Source organism: Acetobacterium tundrae (assembly GCF_008086615.1).
Classification (GTDB): Bacteria; Bacillota; Clostridia; order Eubacteriales; family Eubacteriaceae; genus Acetobacterium; species Acetobacterium tundrae.
The window spans coordinates 63,788-85,727 of record NZ_RXYB01000015.1; the positions used below are offsets into that span (position 1 = coordinate 63,788).

The following is a 21,940-nucleotide window of genomic DNA, read 5'->3' on the forward strand; positions in this document are numbered from 1 at the left end:
GCCATGATGCAGACAACTGATGTTACAATTATCTTCAGGACTTACTTTTTGAATTATATATTTAATTTATAGGGACTTTTACTTTATTTCTTTTCAAGCTCAATCGTTGTATCATGTCCGTTAAGATTGAACGTTTCACCAGCTTCAGGTTTAATCGTAATATGATCGGCCAGGGTTTCGGTTTTTATGAAATCTGAATAGACTTCAATGGCCCGATCCATTTGTTCATCACTGGCATAAGTAATATCGATCCGATCCATCACTTCATATCCATTGGATTTTCTTAACTGCTGAATGCGTGAAACAAATTCTCGGGCGCAACCCTCGTCCAGCAATTCCTGATTAAGAGTCGTATCCAAAATGATAAATTTGTTATTGAACATCTGGACATTGAATCCTTCTTTGGCTGAAATCCGAATGTCGATAAAATCTTTTTTAAGCTCAATGTTTTCGCCATCCAGATTGACCACCACACTTTCTCCTGATTCCAATTTAGCAACAGCCTCGGCGGGATCCACTGTGGCAAGTGCTTTTCCCAGGAGCTTCACATTTTTCCCCAGAATCGGTCCGGCTACTTTAAAGTCCGGTTTCAGGGTGTAGTTCATGAAATCTCCAAGATTATCCTCAAAATCAACTTCCTTGATATTGAGTTCCTCTTCTAATAAAACACATAAATCACCAATGGTTTCACGGTACTTGCCATCCACAATAATTTTGGATAAAGGCTGTCGCACCTTGATTTTCGCATCTTCTCTGGCGCCACGTCCCAGACTGACCAGATCTCTCACTAAATCCATTGGTTCTTCAATGTCATCTTTAATCAAGGCTTCATTAACCTCCGGATAATCGGCTAAATGAACCGATTCGCCGTCAGTCAGCTTTTGATATATTTCTTCCGTTACATAAGGTGCAAACGGGGCACAAAGGCGGGTAATACCCTCCAGCACTTCCCAGGTCGTATTGTAAACAGCTTTCTTATCCGCCGTCAGCTCGGTTCCCCAGAAACGGCGACGGTTGCGTCTGATGTACCAGTTGGATAAATCTTCGTTGACAAAGTTTTGAATCTTTCGCACGGCTCTGGTCAGATCGAAAATATCCATTTCCTGGCGAACTTCTTTGACCAAGCGATTGTATTTCGATAGAATCCAGGCATCAATGACCGGACGCTCTTCATAAGGGACAAAGAATTCCCGCGGATCAATCTTATCAGTATTGGCATATAAAGCAAAGAAATGATAGGTGTTTTTAAGGGTATTGAAGAATTTACTTTGAACCTCTTTTAATCCCTTGATATCAAAACGGGTGGGGGTCCAGGATGGTGATACATACAATAAATACCAACGCAGAGCATCCGCTCCGTATTCTTCAAACATTTTAAACGGATCAACGGTATTTCCCTTGGTTTTGGACATTTTTTGTCCTTCCGCATCAAGGATTAAATCATTGACCAATACCCGTTTATAGGGCGCTTTCCCGGTAACAAAAGACGAAATCGCCAGCAGTGAATAAAACCAGCCTCTGGTCTGATCAATCCCTTCGCATATAAAATCTGCCGGGAATTGTTCTTCCCAAAGTTCTTTGTTTTCAAATGGGTAGTGGTATTGCGCAAACGGCATTGACCCGGAATCAAACCAGCAGTCAATGACATCTTTGACGCGATTCATCGTCTTTCCGCAATCCGGGCATTTGATATGGACATCATCCACATAAGGGCGGTGAAGCTCAATGGTTTCATCGATGTCTTCAATGGCCCGTTCGACTAATTCCTTTCGGGAACCAACGGTTTCGATATGGCCGCATTCACAACGCCAGACATTCAGCGGAGTTCCCCAGTACCTGGTTCGGGATATCGCCCAATCGTTTAAGTTTTCCAGCCAGTTGCCAAAACGTTTTTCACCAACATAATCCGGATACCATTCCACCCCATTATTGTTTTCAATCAATCGGTCTTTAATTTTTGTTATTTCGATGTACCAGCTTGGTTTTGCATAATAAAGCAATGGGGTTTTGCATCGCCAGCAGTGCGGATAATTATGAACGATCTTTTCCTTCTTGAAAAGCTTGCCTTCCGCTTTAAGCCATTTTATGATGTCCAAGTCGGCATCCATTACGAATTGTCCCTTCCATGGGGTATCTGTATATTTTCCATTTTCAGCAACCGGCTGAAGCACCGGCAATTTATACTGGCGGCCGACTTTATAATCGTCCTCGCCAAAGGCTGGCGCGATATGAACGATACCGGTACCGTCTTCTGTGGTAACATAGTCTGCACAGGTTACATAGAATGCTTTTTTATCCGGGGTCACAAAAGGCATGAGCTGTTCATACTCAACATATTCCAAAGCGCTCCCTTTCATTTCTGCAAGGATTTCATAATCTTCGCCAAGCAGTTTAGGCGCCAAGACCTTTGCACAGATATAAACGTTTCCGTTGCTTCGGGCCTTAATATAATCCGCTTCCGGATGAACGGCAAGGGCAACATTGGCGGCTAAAGTCCAGGGGGTTGTGGTCCAAACCAGAAAATATTCATCGGCATCCCGGCGTTTGAATGCAACGACAACGGTATTGCTCTTGATTTCCTGATAACCCTGGGCAACCTCATGAGAGGCGAGGCCAGTTCCGCAGCGCGGACAAAAAGGCATGATTTTATGTCCTTCGTAAAGGAACCCTTCCTTGTTGAACTTATCTAAAATCCACCATACCGATTCGATATAATTGTTGTCCAACGTGATGTAAGGATCTTCCATGTCAATGAAATAGCCCATTTTTCGGCTCATTTCTCGCCATTGGCTTTCATAATTGAAAACCGATTCCCGGCATTTTTTATTAAACTTCTCCACGCCGTATGCTTCAATTTCCGGTTTACTGGACAAGCCTAATTGTTTTTCAACTTCGATTTCAACCGGCAGGCCGTGGGTATCCCATCCTGCTTTTCTGACCACGCGATAGCCATTCATGACCTTGTATTTACAAACGGTGTCTTTTAATGTTCTCGCCAAAACGTGGTGAATCCCAGGCCGTCCATTGGCGGTTGGCGGTCCTTCATAAAATACAAAATTTTCTTTTCCTTCTCGATTATCAATGGTCATTTTTAAAAGATTCATTTTTTCCCATTGCTTCGAAATATTATCTTCCCGTTCTCCAACATTTCCTTCTGTTAATGTTTTAAACTCTGCCAAATCTCTACCTCCACTAACTATAGCTATATTAAACCAAAAAAGCCCCTTGAAAAATTCAAGGGACGAAAAATCGCGGTACCACCCAAGTTGACACAATCTGCCCACTCATATGAATTTAACGATTCCCCGGGGTTCCCTACTTCATTAATTTCAGGAATCCTGTTCAAAGGTGATCTCCTTGAGGTATCTTTTAATAATCTTTCACCAAACCGATTACATCTCTGTTAAAGCTTTCCACAAGGCATCCTTATCATTACATTTTATATTGTTTCATTAATATTATTAATCGAAACGTCTGTTTCATATTCTATACAAAATCTTTAATAAAATCAAGTTTTTTGAAATCTTTATTCAAATATTTAAGAATATCGGGTATAATGATGGCATTATTAGAATAAAAAGGAGTTAAAAATGAAATTACGTTATATTCTGATTTCTGTCTTCATCATTGCGATTCTCATTGTTGGCACAATTTTTGTTTTTCCAAAGCTGATAAAAAATACCAATACCAGTGGAACAGCGAGCACTACTACACCAGCAACAACACAACAAGAACAAACAACCAATACAACCAATACCACCAGCAATCAGCCATCTGCTACGGCGACAACAACCGTTACCGTGCCCCAAGAAATGCAGACTGTTATTGATACAAATACCGATGAAATCTTCGTTGATAATTCTAAAAAATTAGCCACCAGTTATCCGAATCAATTGATCCCACTTTATGGGGTTCTTGACGTTGCCGATTCTTATCAAATTACGAATGCAAACGGCGATCCCGGTTGGACGACGACCTATGTTTCAGGACTTGCAACGGGAGACATTGTATCTTTTTATCGTCCTCTTTTGCAGAATCAATCTGATTATTCTGAAGAAACGGTATCCGATTCCACCTACCTCGATGCAACAGTTAGCGGATATTCAATCAGTATCACTGTATCTCCTAACAATTCGCAAAAAACGGATATGGCCGGCAATAGTTCCGTTACTATTTTCATCGAGCAAATCTAATGAAAATCATAAATATTTTCATCGGAATCTTGCATTTTGAATGAAATATGAGATAATCTATAGGAATACTATAGAAACTGAGGGCCTTTAATGAACAGTCAAACAAAAAAAATTACTTATTCCGCCTTAATGATGGCACTTGTCTTCATCATGACATTTATTATCAGAATTCCCGTTTTTAATGGTTATATCCACTTAGGTGATGGCGCAGTCTTTTTATCGGCTTACATATTGGGACCCTGGGCTGGCCTTCTGGCCGCCGGGATTGGATCTGCCGGCGCTGATTATTTTGGCGGTTACAGCATTTATATGTTCCCTACATTTATAGCTAAGGGCTTGATGGCTTTTATATTTGGATACTTCATAAAACGCTATCCCGCAAAGAATATCCTATTCTTCGCATTTCCCGCAGTCATTGTCATGTCACTAGTCTATTATGTTTCGGAAGTAATCATGTATGGCAGCATCACCTCACCGCTTATCAATGTTCCTTTCAGCCTTTTACAAGGTTCAGTTGGGGTTGTCATTGTGACCATTCTCTACAAACCACTGGAGCAATTTCGGTTGAATCCATTGAAATCAGAATAAAAGAAAGCTGTTGCAAACCCTATTTAAGTGGTTTACAGCAGCTTTTTTAATCTAATTTTTCAGCCCCCATTATTTTACATATAACGTTTCATCGTATCCAAATACTCTTCGGCATTATCGCGAATAGACTGTACTTCCTCGGCATTTAAGTCTCTGATTCTTTTTGCTGGGCTGCCGAAAATCAAAGAATTTGGCGGATATATTTTCCCCTGTGTCACCAAAGATCCCGCCCCAACGATGGAATTATCCCCAATTTTTGCGCCATTCAGAATAATCGCGCCCATCCCAATAAGAACGTTGTCACCAATTTCGCAGCCATGAATAATGGCATTATGTCCAATACTTACACCATTTCCAATAATAGTAGGATATCCCGGTGCCACATGGACCACCGTTCCATCTTGAATATTCGTTCGATCTCCGATGGTGATGGTATCCACATCGCCACGGATTACCGTTTGAAACCAGATGCTAATATAATTTCCAAGTGTCACTTTTCCAACCACATCCGCACTTTTTGCAATAAAAGCAGTTTTCCCCAGCATCATTTTCCTCTTCACCCTCATTTCTTAAGATGTCCTCATAATACCCTCTTTCGAACATTTTGTAAATAATTTTCCCGACTTCACCGACTACTTATGATAAAATAGACAATAAAACGAAAACACAAAGGATGAATCCATGAATATTGCAAGTATTGAAAATCTAAAAAAAAGCTATGGTGTGAAAGCACTTTTTAATAATATCTCCTTTAACATCTCCGATACCGATAAGATTGGCGTTATCGGAGTCAATGGTTCAGGGAAAACTTCTTTGTTGAAAATCATTGGTAACCTGGATACTCCTGATGAAGGTGAAGTGAAATTCTTTGGGTCCAAACGAGTGGGAATTCTGCCCCAGGACCCGGACCTTGATCCTGACATAACGGTTCTCGATCAGGTATTTAGCGCCAATTCCCCGGAAATGAATCTTGTCAGAGATTATGAATCAACCCTGATGGCGTTAGAGCAATCTTCTGAAGATGTCTCCTTGCAAAAGCGCTTGTTGGGCTTATCTCAAAAAATTGATGATGAAAATCTCTGGAACCTTAAATCTCAGGTGGAAACCATTCTGTCTCAACTGGGCATTTCAGACTATGATAAACGCATCGGGCATCTTTCCGGCGGACAGCGGAAACGTGTTGCTATGGCTTCTGCTTTGCTCACTCCTTGTGATCTGCTGATTCTTGATGAACCGACTAATCATCTTGATAATGATACAATTGCCTGGTTGGAAAATTACCTTCTAAACCGTCACGAAGCATTGCTGATGGTAACCCATGACCGTTATTTTTTAGACCGGGTGGTTAATCGAACCATTGAGTTGGACAAAGGAAATCTGTATGAATATGACGGAAACTACTCGAATTTTTTAGAACAAAAAGCAAACCGAAAAGTTGTTCAGACTGCCATTGAAGAAAAGCGCCAAAATCTTTATCGCCGCGAGCTTTCCTGGATACGCCGGGGCGCCCGGGCGCGAACGACCAAGCAGAAAGCACGGATTCAGCGTTTTGACGAAATAAAAGATCGTGCCACAGACTTGAGCGAAACGCAATTGGAAATATCGGTTGGTTTTACCCGACTTGGTAAGAAAGTCATTGAAATCGATCATTTAAAAAAATCCTTTGGCGCCCAAACAATCATTGCCGATTTTAGTGTCATTCTTGGTCAAAACGAACGCATTGGCATTATTGGTAAAAATGGTCTTGGAAAATCGACCCTACTCAATCTCATTTCCGGTAAACTGAAACCCGACTCGGGCACTATCTCCCTTGGCGAAACCGTCAAGCTCGGTTACTTTTCTCAGGAATCTGAGGATATGGATCTTAACCTTCGATGTATTGACTATATTCGAGAAAAAGCCGAGTACATGGAAAATTCCCATGGCGAAACCGTTACCGCGGCACAAATGATGGAATTGTTTCTGTTTGATAAGAATAGTCAGTGGGTCTACATCTCCGAATTATCCGGTGGAGAACGCCGACGACTCTATCTCTTAGGCATTCTGATCATGGCTCCGAATGTTCTTCTCTTTGATGAACCGACCAATGACCTGGACATTGAGACCCTGACCATTTTAGAGTCCTACCTTGATGATTTCCAGGGCGCGGTATTGATTGTTTCCCATGACCGTTATTTTCTGGATCGCACCTGTGAACAGATTTATTCTTTTGACGGCAACGGCGTGATCACCACCCAAACCGGGAATTATTCGGACTACATTGCCAAGCATCCATTAGGATTTAATAAACAAGAAGAACCATTAGAAAAAGCGGTCAAAGTAAAAATCGAGAAACCCAAAATTCGAAAGCCTGGTTTGACCTATAAAGAAAAGCGAGAACAGGAACTTTTAATCGATACCCTGGAAAAGAAAGAAAAGCGGCTGGATGATGTGACGCAGAAAATCGCTATCATCACCAGTGATTACACCACCCTCCAGGAATTATCGGAAGAAATGGCTGCTTTGGAAGAAGAAATACTTGAAATCATGGAACGACTTGAAACTCTGGAAGCACTGGAAAATGGAATTTGATATTGAATATTGACAAAATACAACCGTAAGTCTGGGAGAGGAACATCAGTTTCGGCATCATGGCGAACAGGCATTAGCCTGTCCGATTATACAGCAGACAACGATTTACTATTATCTCCCGGACGATTTATAACTTATTGTAATTATTATACAAATTGAAAGGTGACTTATGAAAATTATTTCTTGGAATGTTAACGGCATCCGCGCCGTTGAGAAAAAAGGGTTTATCCCCTTTATTGAAGCAGAACAGCCGGATATTTTATGCCTTCAGGAAACGAAAGCCCACGATCATCAGCTTGAGGAAAGTTTATTGAATATTCCGGGCTATACCGCCTATTTTCATTCAGGCGAACGGAAAGGTTACAGCGGAACCGCCGTTTATTATAAAACAGCACCACTCTCCATTAAAACCGGCCTTTCCGACCCAGTTTTCAACAATGAAGGGCGAACCATTATCTTGGAATACCCTGACTTCATTCTCTATAATGTCTATTTTCCAAACGGACAAAAAGACGATGAACGCCTTCAATTTAAAATGGATTTTAACCATTGTCTTTTAAAGGATGTCCAAGCTCTCTTAGATTCAGATAAAAACGTCATCGTCTGCGGCGACATCAATACCGCTCATCGGGAAAGCGACTTGAAAAACCCTAAAGAAAATTCCAAGCGATCCGGTTTTCTTCCGATCGAACGAGCCTGGATTGATGATTTTCTCAATATCGGCATGGTGGACAGCTGGCGTATCCAGCACCCGGATGAAATTAAGTACAGCTGGTGGTCTTATCGGTTTAATGCCCGAAACAACAATGCCGGATGGCGGATTGATTCCTTCTTTGTCTCGGAAAATTTCATGTCAAAAGTTGAATCCACCGATATTTTAAATGATGTAACCGGCTCTGATCATTGCCCCATTGTATTAACCCTGAAATAAATCACCCTGTTGATTTTTAATGTCGAAAAATCATATTGAGGTATACCTAGTAGGGGCGATCCATTGATTGCCCGAAAACGTTGATTTTTTGTAACAACGTCACGAGGCGATCATGGATCGCCCCTACAGCATGATGTTTTGCACAATCTGCAACAAACTAAACATTAATCATGGCGAACCGGCATCAGCCTGTCCGATCATGCCGCCGACAACGATTTACCATTGTCAGCCAGGACGTTTTTAGACAACCCTATTTAAGCCTGGCTATGGCTTCTCTGACCGTATCCCATTCGTTGTAATATAATGTTTCATCTTTCATAATCTCTTGCTTTTCATGGCCTTTTCCTGCTAGAACCAACACATCACCAGATTTACACAAAGATGCGCCAAAATAGACGCCTTCTTTACGTGTTTCAACAGTGTAGTACTGATCAGTTTTCTCTCGAACACCTGCTGCCACGGCATTAATAATATCCATCGGATTTTCACTGGCAGGGTTATCTGAAGTTATCACCACGATATCTGCGAACTCTCCGGCTATTCGTCCCATAATCGGTCTCTTTTCCTTATCGCGGTCACCATTGCATCCGAAGACCAGGACAATTCGCCCTTTAAATATCTCTCTAATTGATTTCAGCAATTTTTCCAAAGAATCTGGGGAATGTGCATAATCAATAACGACATCAAAAAGAGCATCAACATCTAAATGCTCCATTCGGCCTTCAACACCTGGCATTGATGCCATTGCTTTTTTTATAATCGCCATCGGCACACCTTCTTCAATGGCATTTATCATCGCCGCCATTGCATTGTAGACCATAACCTCGCCAGGAATACTTAAAAATATTTCTTCCTCACCAACTGGCGTAACAAGGGTGAAAGTCGTCCCATTCATATTAAAAACCATATCACTGGCGACATAATCGTTTGTTGAATTTTTTCCATAGGTAATGATCGGAGTATCTGTTTTTTCTTCAAGAATTTCACATAACATTTGCCCCCATTGATCATCGCCATTAATAATATTCGCTTTCTTGACATGATAAAAAAGTTTGGCTTTTGCGTCAAAATAGTTCTGGAAAGTCTTATGATAATCCAAATGATCTTGGGTAAGGTTGGTAAAAATACCATAATCAAACGCCACCCCGTTTACCCGATCTAATGCCAGGCCGTGAGAAGACACTTCCATAAACAAATGTGAACAATCAGCATCTTTCATTTCTTTAATGATTTCTTGAATCTCCAAAGATTCAGGTGTCGTCCGCCCGCGATTGTCAATGACTTCATCTTCAACCAAATTTTGGATTGTTCCAATTAAGCCGCATTTTTCTCCCTGCATTTCGAAAATATGTTTAAGCATATACGTTAGCGATGTTTTTCCATTTGTTCCAGTCACGCCTGTTACTACCATCGATTCTGATGGTTTATGATAAAAACGATTTGCCAATAGACCAAGAGCAAAGCGAGAATCCGAAACTTTTATATAGGTAACGTTTTTATCATACTCGGCCAAATCATTTTGATAAACGACCGCGCATGCTCCCTGATCGATTGCGTTTCCTATGTATTTATGACCGTCTGTTATATATCCAACAATCGCAACAAAAATGCTTTCTTTTTCTGTTTCTTTAGAGTTGTATACGACCTTGCTTATTTTCTTCTCAGATATATTGTTCTTTATTTCCAGAACTTTTAAATCTTGAATTAATTCTTCTAATTTCATCCTGTTTCCTTCCTAATTTATCCTTAAAAGACAGTACTTTCTTATTATTATACTTCTTTGCGAATTCACTGTCTATAAAGGTATTTTTTAGCAACTAAAAAAGAGACGCTTATTCCGGCATCTCCTTACTAATTATTAAATTATCTCAAAAGACATTTTGTGTGCCGGTAACCGCACATTGCACACCAAAATCATCCTTTGTGATTTCTGTCCCTGGCGAGATCAGGACTACCTGATGATCCCATTTAAGAGAAAGGAACATTTCCAAAAGTTCAACATCACCATTGGTAATTACAAAATCCAATTTAAGAACCTGGCTTAGATGTCTTGCGCAATGAATCCAATTTTCCAAATCATAAGATCCATCGTCAATCATCATCAGAGACCCATAATTTTTAAACATAATTTCCATAATCATTTCGGCTCTTTTAGGACCGTATTTATTTATGGCATAATGATATTCTTCTTTTAATGACTTTTTTCCTTCCATCCAGCCTTTAGTGATAAAATAGGTTTCTCCCCGGAGTGCCTTTAGTCCCTTTTTTTTATGAAGCAGCATGTGAATACAATCTTCTGACCGAAGGAATGCCAATTTTGTATTGGCGCTGATCAGCCCAACTAAGCCCTTCCCACAATTTCCATATGCCAATAAAATCATTTCATAATCTTGATGGTTATTTATTTCTTCTTGCAGTGCATTTCTCAAATAATCAGGATTAATATGAAGATCCGAGCTCATCCAAATTGTATCATAAGTTATGTCAGTATTTTTCATAGCTAGGGTCATCTCATCTTTAATCATACTACATGCGATTAATAAGATACTTTTTTTCATCCCATACCTCTGTTATTCATAACTAATCAAAGGAAGCAATGGCCTCCAGTCCAGAATCATCTCCGGCAAAATACATGGATCCCCATCCAATTGGGTGATCTTTTTCATCAAGGAGCTTTTGCTCCACAACCAAAATAGCGTCACCATCCATGACATCTAGAATTTGACTTACTTCATCCTTTGCTGCTATTGCTTTAATCTTCAACTTCTTGGTCATCGCAAATATTGAATTTTTTTTTGCTACCATTTCTGGAAAAGTCGCGTAACGAATTTCCTTTTCAACAATCGGAATACCGCGGTAATAAGGAATATATTTAACATCAAACGCCTTAACATGTCCATCACTCAGAAAAACACGTTTTACCACAATAACGTGTTTATTTTCCGGAATTTCTAAATTAAAGCCAACCTCATAACTGGGTTTGACTACATTCACTTCAATAAGACGAATTTCTTCACCTTTCTTATCGGTAGCCATCATTTCATCAAAATGTAATGTGTATGAGTCTAAGTTCGGCTCACAAACATAGTTGCCTTTTCCCGGAATTGAATAAATATACCCTTCGTTCACGAGAACCGCCAAGCCTTTTCTAACCGTCATACGACTTACATTAAATTCCTCGCAAAGAAGATTTTCTGACTGAATAGCATCACCCGGTTTAATTTCTTCACTTGTTATTCTACCTTTTATCGCCTCAACTATTTTTATATACTCGGGGGATCCCATGTTCTCACCACCTTGGTCTATCTTCTAGTATTTTTCTGAGCGGACTTCTCTACCATCCATAATTTGCATTTATCAACACCCATCGTGACATCTTTGGTTGCATAATCTGCGCCAACAATCTCACCTGCTTTTTCATCTATGACAGCTCCTCCAATAATGATACGATAATCATCTCGGATTCCTTTGTTTATTAACTCACAAACAACCGCTCTCATTTCATAAATGGTCTCTTGCTGCATACCACTGAGTCCAATAATATCAGGTTTCACCGTTTCAACAGCTTCCATTGCTTGATAAAGTGAAACATCAGTCCCAATATCCACTACATCAAATCCAGCTGTTCTGGCAAATGAGCCGAATATATTTTTTCCAATATCATGGCAATCACCCGAAACTGAAAAGAGCAATATTTTACCAATTTTATTTTTGGGGGTAACCTTAGTAATTTCTTTTAGTTCATCTAATTCCATCACTTCTTGAAAAATAATCCCAGCGAAAATCAAATCAGCAATAAAATAATCACTTGTTTCATATAATTTCCCCACCCGTTCCATTCCGATTTGCAACCAATTAAATATATCAATCGGTTTGAATCCTTTACGAATGGCAATTCGCACAAGCTCCAATGTTCGGTCTTCATATAATCCTTCAATGGATCTTACAATGCTCTGTTTCATATTTAAGCTCCACTTCCTAAACGGTGCAAAGTAATGACCTCATGCCATTCTCATATAAATATCGCGGCACTGTCTTAAGCAATTACACCTGAAATTCCTTATCAATTTTTCTTTATTATACCCTAATTTAGTTCTTTTAATAATGGTATAATCTGCCTTTATACAATAAAATTTAAAACTAGCATTCGAATTTAGAGACTTTTGCTTTTCATCCATAAAGAGCAAAAGTCTCTAAACTATTATCTTTTTGACAGCGCATAATAACAAGCATCCAGTTGATAAATACACTAACTGCAATGCTTGATGCTAAAATTTTTTCTATCGGTTGTGAAACTTTTTTTACCATTATTTACCCATACGTCAGCAATTTTTTGTTGAGTTGAAAAAACATTCACGATTTTATCCTTTTAAATATTGATTAACCATGAAATCGTTTGTCGAAATTATATCATACTTATATCGACCTGTATATACAAATATCTGCAAATTTTTTATTTTTAAAGGAAAAATTTGCAGATTAAATTACAATTTCATATGATTTCAAGCACTGTTTGTCTCTTAATGCCTTCGCAAAAATTTAAAAGAGGGAAGAGAATCAAAATTCTCTCCCCTCTTATGGATAATGCCCATGACACGATCCATAGTTGAGTGATTATTTATATTTAATGGAAGGTTTATACCCAAGCTTGACAGATCTTAACGCCTTCAGCCGCATTAGTAGTAAATTTATCGGCACCAACATATTCACAAGATTCTTTTGTTACAGGATTTCCGCCGATAATAATTTTAGCATCAATACCTGCTGCTTTAAGTGCATCAACGGTTTCTTTCATCGAATCAATCGCTAGCGTCAACACGCCACTCATACCAATAATCGCCGGTTTGCAATCTTTAGCTTTTTCAACGAAAATTTCTGGAGCTACATCAATTCCTAAATCAATGACTTCAAATCCAGCTGCTTCTGACATGCTCTTGAAAATATTTTTTCCAATATCATGTAAATCGCCATGCACAGTACCCAGAACGATTGTACCTGCAACGGTAGATCCGCCCCTACCTAAAGCCGGTTTCAACACATTGATGGCTTCAGTTAATAATTCACCGGCAAAGATTAAATCGCCAACAAAATATTCACCTTTTTCAAAAAGATCTCCAACAATCCCCATACCAGCCTGACACGCGCCGACTGCTTCTAAAGCATCTTCTTCAGTTGGATTTGTTGCTACATATTCATTCAGTAAATCTATTACCTCATCTTCTTCTAAATCTCCAAGCGCTTGTGTTAATACTTTTAAATCTAACATTCAAATAACCCTTCCTTTTTTACAATATTTTGGAAATAAAAATACATGTGTGACATGTGTGTACATGTTTACAATATTATGTTACACCTTTACATAATATTTGTCAAGTAAACGCTTCCATTTTTTTGATATTTTTCCAAATATCCGACTCTAATTATATGACAATTTACTTCGCTCTTGATTAAAATAACTGCCCTTGTTATAATGAAATACAACAAATACTTATTCTAGGAGGCTTGTTATGACTATTGATGCGCGCGGTAAAAATTGTCCTATTCCGGTTATTATGGCCAATAAAGAAATTGAAAGGCATGTTTTGTCCTTTACCATTTTGGTGGATAATGCCATTGCTGTAGAAAACTTAAAAAAGTTAGCTCAAAACAAGGGTTATGGTGTTGAAATTAATGGCGTCGATTCTGACTATTCTGTCGATTTTATTGGTAATGAAAGCTCATTCCAGGGAAACACTTCGGCTCTTTCTGATCTTTTCCCTGAAACAAATATTGCTACGCCAACTGATGACTGGGTATTATTCATGGGCAAAGATATCATTGGTGCCGGTGACCCGGTTCTCGGCGGCAACTTAATAAAAATGTATTTTTACACTCTTTCCCAAGGGACCTCTCTTCCCAAAGCAATTCTTTTTATGAATGCCGGGGTTAAACTGCCGACGACGAATGACCAGGTTATTGAACATCTTAAAGTCCTTGCTGAAAAAGGCTGCGAAATTCTTGTTTGCGGTGCCTGCTTAGATTTCTATCAACTGACTGACCAACTTCAAGTTGGAACCATCAGTAACATGTATGACATCACCGAGAAAATAAACGGTGCTTCAAAGGTCGTCACTTTATGACATATTTTGTCATTACTTTTGCAAACACCCACTCAGCGATTACCACCCAGTCTCATTTGGAAACCTGCGCAAACATTTCAATTATGCCTACCCTCCGGGAGATTTCTGCCGGATGTGGCATCTCCATTCGTTTTTCACCTGAAGAGCTGAAACCTGTCATGGCATGTTTAGAGTCTTGGAGTTTAGCTCCTGAAATGTTTCAAATTTATGAAATAACTGAAAAAGACGGGAAAATCTTCCCATCTCCATTCAAATAATTATTTCGTGATTTCTTGCAAAGCATTTAGACAATAATCCACTTCTTCACTCATGTTAAAATGTCCCAACGATAGACGTATGGTGCCTTGAGGATAGGTGCCTAAAGTCTTATGGGCCAAAGGTGCGCAATGAAGACCCACTCTGGTCATAATCCCATAGCTCTGGTCTAATTCAAAAGCGACCTGGGCATTATCTTTCTTAACGCTGACAATGGATACCACGGCACTGCGATTATTAATATCAGGAATGCCGATTAAATTCAAGTTTTCAATGCTTTGTATTCCTGATATCAATCTCTGAGTTAATTCCATTTCCTTATTTAAAATACTTCCCAGACCTTTTTCTTGAAGATAATCCACAGCCTTTGAAAGTCCATAAATTCCGGGGATGTTAAGTGTTCCAGATTCAAATTTGTCCGGTAAAAAATCCGGCATTTCAAAACTTTCTGATCGGCTTCCAGTCCCCCCCTGGACAAGAGAAGTAATCTGCTCTGCCAAATCATCTTTCATAATCACTCCGCCAATCCCCTGCGGCCCCAACAAACCCTTATGCCCGGTAAAACAAAGGGCATCAATCGATGTTTCCGCCATATTGATTGGAAAGATCCCTGCCGTTTGAGCACTGTCTACAACAAATTTCAACTGGTGTTTACCGCAAATCTCGGCAACCTTTTCAATGGGCAATACGGTTCCGCATACATTAGACCCATGGGTCATAATAATAGCTTTTGTGTTTTTCTGAATCAATGGCTCTATTTTATCCAGCTGTAACTTTCCCTGGATATCACAAGGCATAACGCTCATGGCAATCCCCTGCTGTTCTAGAAAATAAAGCGGCCGCATCACAGCATTATGCTCCATGCCGCTAACCAGAACATGATCTCCCGGTTTAAGCAAGCCTTTAATGACTAGATTTAGCCCTTCAGTCACACTCGAAGTAAAAATAACATTTTTAGATGGGTCTGAACCTTGATTAAATTGGAATAGTTTACACAGCTTCTTTCGGGTTTTATAAACCGTTTCTGCTACTTCATACCCCCATTTGTAATTTCCTCTTCCGACATTACACCCTCTGGTATCTAAATATTCCGCCATCGCAGGCCCTACTCCCGGAGCTTTTGGAAAAGATGTGCTGGCATTATCAAAATATACACTTTTATCAACTGTTTTCATGGGCACACCCTCTTTTTTTTTACATTTTTCTAAGCAATCTAATTTTATTATAAAAGAGGCTATCGCAAACTCGTAAAATCGATTTGTGATTTTACTTAATTCTTTTGAATTATCAATGTGACAAATATCACAGCAAAAACGACAATCCAATCAGAGTTTTCAATAGCCTCATATTTTACAATGATGTAATTAATTATTTCTTAAATTCGTTTTCCCCGATACAATACTTAGTATGTAACATATGATGGGATTCTTTTCCGTTTGGAGTCAGTAAATACTCTTCATAAATTTTCGCAATCGCTGGATTTTCATGAGATTTACGAATTGGCAGCTCAGCATCATGTGCATAAGTTCCTTTTGTTCTTGCCTCATAAGCAGCTTCTTTTTCGCTGTCAAGAAGAAGCTTCGGTTGACCACCGCCGCTGACGCATCCCACTGGACATGTCATTACCTCAATAAAATGGAGGTCAAGCTTACCGGCTTTAATATCTTCAAGAACCGGTATGACATTTTTAAGACCGGTTACAATTCCAACTTTTAATTCAATGTCGCCAACCTGTAAGGTTGCCGTACGGAAGGTATCACTGCCACGAACAGCCGTCACATCAACTGCCGGAATTGGTTTTCCGGTGATCAATTCATAACCCGTTCTGATTGCCGCTTCCATAACCCCGCCGGTAACACCAAAAATGGTGCCCGCCCCAGTATACATGCCCATTGGCTGATCAAAATCTTCATCCGGCAGTTGATTAAAATCAATACCCATATCTTTAATCAGATAAGCCAGTTCTCTTGTCGTGATGGCAACATCTACATCTTGATATCCGCTGCTGTTCATTTCTTCACGGTTACACTCAAATTCTTTACAGGTACATGGCATAACTGAAACAGTGAAAATTTTAGCTGGATCATAATTATCAATCTTTGCGCCATAGGTCTTGAAAATTGCGCCCATTTGCTGTGGCGACTTGCAAGTTGATAAATTATCTTTCATTTCAGGATAATTTCTTTCAAGGAAGGAAACCCATGCTGGACAACAGGATGTGAACATTGGCAGTTTTCCGCCTTCTGTGACGCGTTTTATCAGTTCAGTTCCTTCTTCCATAATGGTGAGATCAGCGGTGAAATTAGTGTCGTAAATTTTATCAAAACCAATTCTGCGCAGTGCTGCCGCCAGTTTTTTAGCCTCAACAGTTCCCAATTCGGCCCCAAAGTCTTCGGCAATCGCCATCCGAACTGCTGGTGCACACTCAACCATTGTAATGACGTTTTTGTCAGCTAAAGCTGCTTTAACCTTATCTAAATTACAATTGTTGTAGGCTGCAAAAAGTGGTTCTTTAAGGGTAGCCGGAAGATTTCGTTCGGCTCTTTTTTGATCGTATACTTCCGCGCCGTGTTCAACAATTGAAACGTAAGATTTGCATTTTTGTACGCATTGACCACACATAACACATTTATCATAATTAATTTCTTGTGCTTTCCCCTGTTCACCCTCGATTGCAGACACTGGACATACTTCTGCACATTCTCTACAACCGGTACATATATCTTTATCAATATTAATTATCACTCATTTGTCCCCCTTTCCTATAAATTTCCTGTTAATGATAATGCAATGGCAGCCTTGATATTTTTTTCTCGACGATCTTCTTCCAAATTCACAAGTTTTAAAACATCGTGTGGACAAGTTTTTATGCAAGCGGGTCCGCCTTCAATATTTATGCAAAGATCACATTTATATGCGGATTTTCTCACTTCATCACTTCCGGTTTGCTTAACTGCTTTGCCTTTTTTGGCAATCGGAAGCATTTCCAAAGCACCAAATGGACAGGCCATCATGCAGTTTTTACAACCAATACAAAGGTCTTCATTGACATAGACAACACCGTCTATACGGGCGATTGCTTTTGCCGAACAGGAATTGAGGCATGGTGCATCTTCGCATTGTTTACACTGAACCGGCAAACAGAACTCTTCAAGTCTGGTTAAAAACAATCTGGGTGTAACCGGTATCTCAACGGTACCAACGGTGTGTGCAACTTTGTTATCTTTTTGATTGTGTACGGTAAAACAGGCCACTTCACAGGCTCTGCATCCGGTACACTGATCATTACATGCGACAACAAATGAACTTAAATTATTATTCATTTTACCCTCCATTTTCTTTTTATCATCTTAAGTATTGAAAATATTTTCTCAAGTAATTTATTCTTTTTTTTTTAGTTATGAGTCTAAATAATTCGTCTCCCAAATCAATTCGGTTGGGATGCGTATATACATTCATCCGCTCTCCACGAATAAATCCAACCAAAGTAATGCCTGCTTGATCAGCTTTCTCAATACTTAAACTCGTTGGCGCCGATTTTGATGCTACAATTGAAATGCCACCCTTTTCTGCCTTCTGAAGCATATCTGATGAAATCCTTCCGCTCACTACAAGGATCTTATTTCTGGTATCGATATCATTGAGGATGCAATACCCGATCACCTTATCCACGGCATTGTGCCGAGCCACATCCATGATGGTTACCACTTCTTTTTCGCCATCATAAATTGCAACCTGGTGAAATCCGCCCGTCTCAGTAAAAAGTTCCGTTGGGGCGATATTCTTTTTCATTATTTCATAGATCGTTTGAATTTCCACGACGATTGGTTTTTCTAATGGTTCCTTTTTCGGGCTAGGTGCATAGTCAGCAAGTTGTATCTTTGCAGTATTATTTTTCTCATCTATTTCGATATTTAGAATATCCTGCCTGGTACCTGACATGCCGCAACTCGTTAGATAACCGGCAACCAACTCTTCCAGATTTTTGGGTGTACAGTAAAGCGTACAAAGGTCGTTGCCATTAACATTCAGCTTAAAAGGATATTCAGTAATAATTGTCTCGTCAACAACATCCGATTGTTCACCCTGGACTTTTATAACTGCTAGCTTTAAAAAGGTATCCAAATTTGCCATCCCCTCCTTTTTCTCCTCGTTATATTTCGCTATCAGAAATCAGACTGCATCAAAGGTTTGCATGAGTAAACGTTGAGAAGACTCCGCCTTGCTCTGATACAGTCATCATCACTTATTTTGAGAAGATTTTATTATTCTTTCACTTGTGTCAGAGAAATTGCCGCTGCCATCCGTTTGTTTGAAACAGAAGTTTCCACCGCTTCTTCAGTTACGAGTTTTAACGATGCCGTTGGGCAAACTCGAACGCAGGCAGGTCCCCCTTCGATTCCAGAACAGAGATCGCATTTATTAGCAACCATCCGGCTGTTGCCGTCCAGCTGCTTGCTGCCATCACTGGATACGACCATATCAATCGCGCCGTAGGGGCAGGCAATCATACAGGTTTTACAGCCGATACACTTATTCTGAGAAACAACCACCGCATTATCAATGACTTCAATGGCCCCCACCGGACAGGCATTCATACAGGCCGGATTTTCACAATGCTTGCATTGTACCGGTATGGTAATGGTCGCTGTCTTTACAATATCTAATTTGGGATTAAACACATATTCACCAGGCTTCATCTGAAAGATTTTTGCTCCTTCATGCGCAACCACACATCCGATCATACAGGTTCTACAGCCAATGCATAAGTCTGGATTACCTTTTACAAAATAATTCATGTTCTACACCTCTTTTTTGGCAGTATCGATGCCCATTTTTTTTCGAATACTTTCATACGAATCCTTGATACACTGTTCAGCCCAGGCCTGGTCATCGATCTTTTCAAGATTAATGGCGCAGTACTTGGATTCCGGCGTATTACTGACTGGATCAAGATACGGCGTTGTCAATTCATTACAGGCACCAACCCACCACTGATAGGTCATGTAAGTGGCGCCTGGTTTAACACGCTCAGTCGGCAAAACTCTGGTCATGAGACTTCCACGTCGCGAGAATACGCGAATCAGTTCGCCCTCTTTAACATTCAATTTGCCGCAATCTTCCGGACTCATTTGAATCCAGCCTGGTTCATCTTCCAGGTTCGCCAAGGCACGGCAGTTACCGGTCATGGTTCGAACTGAATAATGTCCAACTTCTCGAACCGTTGATAATGTATAAGGATATTCCGGACTTTCAACTTCACAGGGTGGTCTCCACTCTGTTGCAAAGAACTTGCCTCTTCCATCTGGATGAGAGAATTTTCCACCGGTGAACAAGTATGGTGTTCCCTTATCTTCCATGGACTCATCACGGCAAGGCCACTGAATGCTGCCTAGCGCTTCAAGCTTTTCATAAGTCGCGCCGTGGAAACTTGGGGTCAAACTTCTCATTTCATCCCAAATCTCTTTGGTATTGTTGTAATGCATCGGATAACCCATGGCTGTTGAAATCAAAGAAATGATCTCCCAGTCAGTTTTAACGTCACCCTTTGGTTCAATTGCTTTTCTGATTCTCTGGAATCCACGGTCACAGGCGGAATAAATTCCATCATGTTCACCCCAGGCAGTAGATGGTAAAATAACGTCCGCATGGAGTCCTGTTTTATTCATAAAAATATCCTGCATGACAACAAAATCGAGTTTATCCAATGTTTCTCTGATTTCATTCAGATCAGGATCGGATTGTGCTGGGTCCTCACCAAATATATAATAAGCATGGATTTTCTTTTTCTCATCTTTTTCTTCAAGGACACGATGTGGAACATGGGTCAGTGGAATACCAACTTTATTTGAAAGTTTGACTCCCCAGGCTTTTTCGAACTTCTCTCGCACGGCATCATCGGTAACACTCTGATATCCTGAATAACAGTTCGGCAAAGCGCCCATATCACAGGCTCCCTGAACGTTGTTCTGTCCACGAACCGGACCGATACCCATATTGGGTCCGCCAAAATTTCCGGTTAAGAGTGCCAGACTGGCAAGTCCTTTTACAACATCAACGGCCTGGGCAAACTGACAGACACCCATTCCATAAAGAATCATCGATGTTTCTGCTTTTGCGTAAGCTCTCGCTGCTTCCCGGATTTGTTCAGCCGGCACATGACAAATTGGTTCCGCATATTCCGGTGTGTATTTTTTAACAAATTCTTTATATTCTTCATACCCGTTGGTATGATTTTCAATAAATTTCTGATCAGCTAAGCCTTCATTAATGATGACATTCCCAATCGCCTGTACCAACGCCATGTTGGAACCGCCTTTTAATTGGAGATGCATATCTGCGATTCGGGCTGATTCCGTAATACGAGGATCAACGACGATGAGCTTTGCGCCTTTTTGCTTAGCTTTTATAATTCTTCTGGCAACGATTGGATGTGAATCCGCGCCATTATAACCAAATATAAATAATAATTTTGCGTTTTCAATTTCTGGGATGCCCATTGACATGGCACCGCTTCCTAATGAGTACTGTAGACCCGCTACAGATGGAGCATGTCAAACCCGGGCGCAGTGATCCACATTATTCGTACCAATAGCGGCACGCATAAATTTTTGCATAACAAAGTTTGCTTCGTTTCCCGGACCACGGGCGGAACCTGTCCCCATAATTGCATCCGGACCATATTTTGCTTTAATCTCTGACAGCCGTTCTGCGGTGTAACTGATGGCTTCATCCCATTCGACTTCTTCCAATACCCCATTCTTTCTGATCTGTGGTTTGGTGAGCCTTTTGGTCAGAATCTGTGGATCATTTAAAAAATCCCAGCCATAATGTCCCTTAAGACACAGGTTTCCTTCATTTGTTCTCCCATTTGCAGGGGTAGAACTTACTATCTTACCATCTTCGACGTTAAGATATAATTGACAACCCGCTCCGCAATAGGCACAAGTTGTTAATATTTGTTTTCCCATAATACATCCTCCTTATCAGTGATATCGTTTGCCTTATTATGTCATATCAGCAAATAAATATCAAGTAATAGCAAATATTTATCTGTTCTTCGAGCCCTCTCAAAATCCGAAAATATTTCAAATCAATTTTCCATAATCCGTCTATTTTTGGGCCTAATTTTACTCTTTCCATCTAAAAAAAATAATATCTAAAGATCAGGCTAACCATTCTGCTATTTTTTCGTAAATTATTATATTATTAAAAATTGACTGCAGCAAAATATGATCCATCATTTCAACAACAATGGTCATATTCTGATACAGTCATCATTC

At 40.0% G+C, this 21,940-nt stretch carries 20 protein-coding genes and 1 other annotated feature; of the genes, 7 read left to right on the forward strand and 13 right to left on the reverse strand.

What is annotated here, in order from left to right; translation table 11 throughout:
- Positions 1-83: 83 nt before the first annotated feature.
- Positions 84-3,179, reverse strand: a complete 3,096-nt coding sequence (gene ileS, locus FZC40_RS12105) for an isoleucine--tRNA ligase (RefSeq protein WP_148604678.1) — start codon at positions 3,177-3,179, stop codon at positions 84-86.
- A 55-nt stretch (positions 3,180-3,234) separates the two neighbouring features.
- Positions 3,235-3,442 (reverse strand) — a binding site (T-box leader).
- 148 nt (positions 3,443-3,590) lie between these two features.
- On the opposite strand from ileS, the gene FZC40_RS12110 reads away from it, so the two are divergent.
- Positions 3,591-4,193: a hypothetical protein gene (locus tag FZC40_RS12110; protein WP_148604680.1), complete on the forward strand. Its 603-nt coding sequence runs from the start codon at positions 3,591-3,593 to the stop codon at positions 4,191-4,193.
- Positions 4,194-4,283: 90 nt separating this feature from the next.
- Positions 4,284-4,781, forward strand: coding sequence for an ECF transporter S component (locus FZC40_RS12115; RefSeq protein ID WP_148604682.1), 498 nt, complete (start codon positions 4,284-4,286; stop codon positions 4,779-4,781).
- 74 nt (positions 4,782-4,855) lie between these two features.
- On the opposite strand, the gene FZC40_RS12120 is transcribed toward FZC40_RS12115, so the two are convergent.
- The gene (locus FZC40_RS12120; RefSeq protein WP_148604684.1) at positions 4,856-5,329 is read right to left on the reverse strand and encodes a gamma carbonic anhydrase family protein; all 474 of its coding nucleotides are present in this window, start codon (positions 5,327-5,329) and stop codon (positions 4,856-4,858) included.
- Between the two features lie 133 nt (positions 5,330-5,462).
- On the opposite strand from FZC40_RS12120, the gene FZC40_RS12125 reads away from it, so the two are divergent.
- From FZC40_RS12125 to FZC40_RS17600, 3 genes are all read left to right on the forward strand, one after another.
- Positions 5,463-7,352 carry an ABC-F family ATP-binding cassette domain-containing protein gene (locus FZC40_RS12125; protein ID WP_148604686.1) on the forward strand — a complete coding sequence of 630 codons (1,890 nt, stop codon included), beginning with the start codon at positions 5,463-5,465 and terminating at the stop codon, positions 7,350-7,352.
- A 169-nt stretch (positions 7,353-7,521) separates the two neighbouring features.
- Positions 7,522-8,283: an exodeoxyribonuclease III gene (locus tag FZC40_RS12130; protein WP_148604689.1), complete on the forward strand. Its 762-nt coding sequence runs from the start codon at positions 7,522-7,524 to the stop codon at positions 8,281-8,283.
- Positions 8,284-8,395: 112 nt separating this feature from the next.
- Positions 8,396-8,527, forward strand: a complete 132-nt coding sequence (locus FZC40_RS17600; protein WP_279233337.1) for a hypothetical protein — start codon at positions 8,396-8,398, stop codon at positions 8,525-8,527.
- 6 nt (positions 8,528-8,533) lie between these two features.
- On the opposite strand, the gene FZC40_RS12135 is transcribed toward FZC40_RS17600, so the two are convergent.
- The 5 genes from FZC40_RS12135 to FZC40_RS12155 all read right to left on the reverse strand — a co-directional run bounded on the left by FZC40_RS12135 (position 8,534) and on the right by FZC40_RS12155 (position 13,549).
- Complete coding sequence (locus FZC40_RS12135; protein ID WP_148604691.1) at positions 8,534-10,006, reverse strand: UDP-N-acetylmuramoyl-L-alanyl-D-glutamate--2,6-diaminopimelate ligase; 1,473 nt, start codon at positions 10,004-10,006, stop codon at positions 8,534-8,536.
- Between the two features lie 145 nt (positions 10,007-10,151).
- Positions 10,152-10,841 (reverse strand): DUF1638 domain-containing protein, encoded by a 690-nt coding sequence (locus FZC40_RS12140; RefSeq protein WP_148604692.1) that lies wholly within the window; start codon positions 10,839-10,841, stop codon positions 10,152-10,154.
- A gap of 22 nt (positions 10,842-10,863) precedes the next feature.
- Positions 10,864-11,568: a GntR family transcriptional regulator gene (locus tag FZC40_RS12145; protein WP_148604694.1), complete on the reverse strand. Its 705-nt coding sequence runs from the start codon at positions 11,566-11,568 to the stop codon at positions 10,864-10,866.
- Positions 11,569-11,585: 17 nt separating this feature from the next.
- Positions 11,586-12,245, reverse strand: a complete 660-nt coding sequence (locus FZC40_RS12150) for a cobalamin B12-binding domain-containing protein (protein WP_148567499.1) — start codon at positions 12,243-12,245, stop codon at positions 11,586-11,588.
- Between the two features lie 674 nt (positions 12,246-12,919).
- Positions 12,920-13,549, reverse strand: coding sequence for a cobalamin B12-binding domain-containing protein (locus FZC40_RS12155; RefSeq protein WP_148567497.1), 630 nt, complete (start codon positions 13,547-13,549; stop codon positions 12,920-12,922).
- Between the two features lie 241 nt (positions 13,550-13,790).
- Here FZC40_RS12155 and yedF point away from each other — a divergent pair, with 241 nt between their 5' ends.
- Positions 13,791-14,402, forward strand: coding sequence for a sulfurtransferase-like selenium metabolism protein YedF (yedF, locus tag FZC40_RS12160; protein WP_148604696.1), 612 nt, complete (start codon positions 13,791-13,793; stop codon positions 14,400-14,402).
- Positions 14,399-14,659 carry a putative Se/S carrier protein gene (locus FZC40_RS12165; protein ID WP_148604698.1) on the forward strand — a complete coding sequence of 87 codons (261 nt, stop codon included), beginning with the start codon at positions 14,399-14,401 and terminating at the stop codon, positions 14,657-14,659. Before yedF ends, FZC40_RS12165 begins: the two co-directional genes overlap by 4 nt.
- On the opposite strand, the gene FZC40_RS12170 is transcribed toward FZC40_RS12165, so the two are convergent.
- From FZC40_RS12170 to fdhF, 6 genes are all read right to left on the reverse strand, one after another.
- Positions 14,660-15,832, reverse strand: coding sequence for an aminotransferase class V-fold PLP-dependent enzyme (locus tag FZC40_RS12170; RefSeq protein ID WP_148604700.1), 1,173 nt, complete (start codon positions 15,830-15,832; stop codon positions 14,660-14,662).
- Positions 15,833-16,025: 193 nt separating this feature from the next.
- Complete coding sequence (locus FZC40_RS12175; RefSeq protein WP_148604702.1) at positions 16,026-17,402, reverse strand: [FeFe] hydrogenase, group A; 1,377 nt, start codon at positions 17,400-17,402, stop codon at positions 16,026-16,028.
- A 17-nt stretch (positions 17,403-17,419) separates the two neighbouring features.
- Entirely contained in the window at positions 17,420-17,980 is a 561-nt protein-coding gene (locus FZC40_RS12180) for a 4Fe-4S dicluster domain-containing protein (protein WP_148604705.1), read from the reverse strand.
- A gap of 22 nt (positions 17,981-18,002) precedes the next feature.
- Positions 18,003-18,791: a formate dehydrogenase accessory sulfurtransferase FdhD gene (fdhD, locus tag FZC40_RS12185; RefSeq protein WP_148604707.1), complete on the reverse strand. Its 789-nt coding sequence runs from the start codon at positions 18,789-18,791 to the stop codon at positions 18,003-18,005.
- 131 nt (positions 18,792-18,922) lie between these two features.
- The gene (locus FZC40_RS12190) at positions 18,923-19,456 is read right to left on the reverse strand and encodes a 4Fe-4S dicluster domain-containing protein (protein WP_148604709.1); all 534 of its coding nucleotides are present in this window, start codon (positions 19,454-19,456) and stop codon (positions 18,923-18,925) included.
- 3 nt (positions 19,457-19,459) lie between these two features.
- A complete protein-coding gene (gene fdhF, locus FZC40_RS12195; RefSeq protein ID WP_148604711.1) occupies positions 19,460-21,628 on the reverse strand; it encodes a formate dehydrogenase subunit alpha in 2,169 nt (722 codons plus the stop codon).
- Positions 21,629-21,940: the final 312 nt, after the last annotated feature.